The 3,623-nt window shown below is 46.9% G+C and carries 2 protein-coding genes and 1 pseudogene; all 3 read left to right on the top strand.

The genetic code is table 11. From position 1 onward, the window contains the following. The first annotated feature begins 28 nt into the window (after positions 1 to 28). Entirely contained in the window at positions 29 to 1,321 is a 1,293-nt protein-coding gene (locus tag ABUA47_RS03330) for a glycoside hydrolase 5 family protein (protein ID WP_005825026.1), read from the top strand. Positions 1,322 to 1,433: 112 nt separating this feature from the next. Beyond that, positions 1,434 to 2,405 carry a glycoside hydrolase family 5 protein gene (locus ABUA47_RS03335; protein WP_035449719.1) on the top strand — a complete coding sequence of 324 codons (972 nt, stop codon included), beginning with the start codon at positions 1,434 to 1,436 and terminating at the stop codon, positions 2,403 to 2,405. A 234-nt stretch (positions 2,406 to 2,639) separates the two neighbouring features. Continuing rightward, positions 2,640 to 3,551: pseudogene (locus ABUA47_RS03340) on the top strand (carboxypeptidase-like regulatory domain-containing protein); the annotation flags it as partial. Between the last annotated feature and the right edge of the window lie 72 nt (positions 3,552 to 3,623).

Below are 3,623 nucleotides of genomic sequence, written 5' to 3' on the forward strand. Positions count from 1 at the left end.
CTTTGTGTATCGCTTAAAAACTGATAATATGAAGAAACAATTCCTTTTGCTGACAGTACTTTTATTCCTTTTGGGGGCATGTGCCCCTAAGCCTGCGGAGCATTCGTTTATTAAGGTCAATGCCGATGGACAGTTCGTTCGCGACGGAAAACCCTATTATTTTGTAGGTACCAATTTCTGGTACGGTGCCATTCTTGGTTCCGAAGGTGAAGGCGGCAATCGTGAACGGTTGCATAAGGAGCTGGACTTTCTGAAAAGTATTGGCATCAACAACCTGCGCGTATTGGTGGGTGCTGACGGTGAAAATGGCATAAAGACGCGGGTAGAGCCCTCTTTACAAGTGGCACCGGGCGTCTATAATGATACTATTTTAGCCGGATTGGATTATTTTATGAATGAACTGCGTGAACGTGATATGACAGCTGTCCTCTATTTGAACAATTCCTGGGAATGGAGCGGTGGCTATTCCGTTTACCTGCAATGGTCCGGACACGGTGATGCCGTGGTACCTGCCGTAGACGGATGGCCCGCCTATATGGAGTATGTCAAGCAGTTCCCCCAATCGGACAGCGCGAAGGCCTTGTTTGCCAATCATGTCAATTATATTGTTTCACGCACCAATAGGTATAATCAGATAAAATATGTGGATGACCCCACTATTATGTCTTGGCAGATTGGTAACGAGCCTCGCGCTTTCTCTGACGAGAACAAGGAACCGTTTGCCCGCTGGATGGCCGATGTGGCTGCACAAATCAAGTCACTTGACCCGAACCACATGGTGTCTTCCGGCAGTGAGGGCTCGTGGGGATGCGAAATGGATATGAATCTTTTCGAGAAGATTCATGCCGACCCCAACATCAATTATCTGAATATCCACATCTGGCCTTACAACTGGAGTTGGGTGAAGGCGGACAGCCTGAAGGAACTTCTTCCGCGTGCCAAGGAAAATACTAAGAAGTATATAGATGACCACATGGTCATTGCTCGGAAGTACAGCAAGCCGATTGTTTTGGAGGAGTTCGGTTTTCCCCGTGACGGTTTCAGCTTTTCCAAAGAGGCACCGACCACTGCCCGCGATGAATATTACCGTTATGTATTCGACCTCATCCGCCAGGACCGTGAGAGCGGCGGACTCTTTGCCGGATGCAACTTCTGGGCATGGGGTGGTTTTGCCGGACAAAATCCCGACCATGTATTCTGGGAAAAGGGAGATGACTATACCGGTGACCCGGCTCAAGAACAACAAGGACTGAACTCTGTCTTTGCCACAGACAGCACTATTGAAATAATTAAAGCGGAAAACCGGAAGCTGCAAAATTGAACCTATCTGTGCTTTTCCGTGTAATCCCTGCCTGAAAATTAGAATGTAAGCGTGTACAAAGCGTTTGTACCGTTATATAAGAAAGATTATTACTCTAAATACTAAGTATGATATGAAAAGCATATGGAAAGTTATGTTGGCGGTTTGTTGCCTAGGTATGACCATTGGTTGTGGAACAAACCCGTCGAAGAATGAAAATGTAAAGGAAACGCTACCGGCATTGGTGGTCAATGGTACGCAGTTGATGAATACCGAAGGAGACACGGTGGTATTGCACGGTGTCAGCTATGGCTGGCATCAGTTCTGGCCCCGTTTCTACAATGCCTCTTCGGTTGCTTATCTGGTCAATGACTGGGGCGCACAAGTGCTTCGGGCCTCTATGGGAGTGGATTTGGATAGCGCCTGCTATGTGAACAAGCCCGAGTTCGGTATTGAGTGTGTTACGAAAGTGGTGGATGCTGCTATCGAGAACGGCGTTTACGTCATCATCGACTGGCATAGCCACAATCTGCGGCAGGAAGAAGCAAAGGAGTTCTTCACCCAAATGGCTACCCGTTACAAAGGGGTTCCTAATGTCATCTATGAGGTTTTCAACGAACCGGTGGAAGACAGTTGGGAGCAGGTGAAGTCATACTCTGTGGAGGTTATCAAGACGATTCGTGCCATAGAACCGGATGCCGTTATCCTCGTTGGTTGTCCGCATTGGGACCAGGACATCCATTTGGCAGCGGACGATCCTATTACCGGATATAGCAATATAATGTATACACTCCACTTTTATGCCAACACCCACGGACAGTGGCTGCGCGACCGCGCCGACTATGCTCTGGGCAAGGGCTTGCCGATTTTCGTTTCCGAATGCGCCGGTATGGAAGCAAGTGGGGACGGCCCCATCAGTAAAGAAGAGTGGGGGAATTGGCTGGACTGGATGCAGCGGCATTCCATCAGCTGGGTGGCCTGGTCTTTGTCTGACAAGGATGAGACTTGCTCCATGTTCTATCCGTCGGCTTCTTCCGAGGGAAACTGGAAAGATGCAGATATGAAGGAATGGGGAAGAATGGTACGGGACGAACTGAAGAAATGACCCTTTCGGGAAAAAGCAATATGATTTAACCATTAATAATTTAAGAAAAAAAGAATTGTGCCTATGGGAAAAAAGGAAAAACGGAACTATGAAGACATGGACTGTTTGGAAGTAAACCTAAATGTCAAGGCTGTGATAGTATATCAGGGCTTTTTGACTCAGTCTCATTTTTGTTAACTAAAAAAATCTTCTTTTGGGAGGTTTTGTGTTTGTTTTAAATCTAAGAAATACAGTATGAATTTGAATTTTAGAAAGACAGCGCTGCTTGCGGGGATATGCTCGGTGTTCAGTCTGGGTTATGCTCCTCAGCTTTTCGCAGTATCATCGACGGATACCGTTGAGGCAGTGCAGCAAACAAAGAAAATTACGGGTGTCGTCAGTGATGCTATGGGCCCTATTATCGGTGCCAATGTATTGGAAAAAGGTACAACGAATGGTGTAATTACCGACATTGACGGTAACTTTGCCTTGAATGTGAAACCGGGAGCTACCATTGTAGTCTCCTTTATAGGCTATGTCAGCCAGGAAATAAAGATAACGAACCAGACAACAGTGAACATCACGCTGAAGGAAGACTCCGAGATGTTGGACGAAGTGGTGGTTGTGGGGTACGGTACGATGAAGAAAAGCGACCTTTCCGGTGCTTCCGTTTCCATGAGTGAAGACAAGATTAAGGGTTCTATTATCACCAATCTCGACCAGTCCCTTCAAGGGCGTGCTGCCGGTGTGACGGCAGTCAGCACTTCCGGTGCTCCGGGTTCTTCCTCCTCTATCCGCGTACGTGGTCAGGCCACTATCAATGCTAATGCCGAGCCGTTGTATGTAATTGACGGTGTGATTGTACAGAGTCAGGGACAAAGCGGTTCATCTTATGGTTTGGGCGATGCACTGGGTAATGGCTCGGTTTCCACCATTTCTCCGCTTTCCACCATCAACCCTGCTGATATCGTCAGTATGGAAATTCTGAAAGATGCTTCGGCAACCGCCATTTACGGTGCGCAAGGTTCCAATGGTGTGGTTTTGATTACGACCAAACGTGGTAAGGCGGGTGAGGCTAAGTTTACTTATGACGGTATGTTTGCCGTTCAACGCCAGACAAAGCGTCTGGATATGATGAATCTGCGTGAGTATGCCACTTATTATAACTAAAGTTTCCCACCCAAATAAATAGATAGAAAAATAACAGTTTGTCGAATTTTCTTTGTAAATTAGTAATCG

It is taken from the genome of Bacteroides sp. RTP31139st1_H2_RTP31139_211217 (genome assembly GCF_040227615.1).
In the GTDB taxonomy this organism is placed as follows: domain Bacteria; phylum Bacteroidota; class Bacteroidia; order Bacteroidales; family Bacteroidaceae; genus Bacteroides; species Bacteroides uniformis.

Bases quoted from the DNA above. Each gene is read 5' to 3' on its own strand.
- ABUA47_RS03330 (WP_005825026.1), top strand. From the start codon at position 29: ATGAAGAAACAATTCCTTTTGCTGACAGTACTTTTATTCCTTTTGGGG.
- ABUA47_RS03335 (WP_035449719.1), top strand. From the start codon at position 1,434: ATGAAAAGCATATGGAAAGTTATGTTGGCGGTTTGTTGCCTAGGTATG.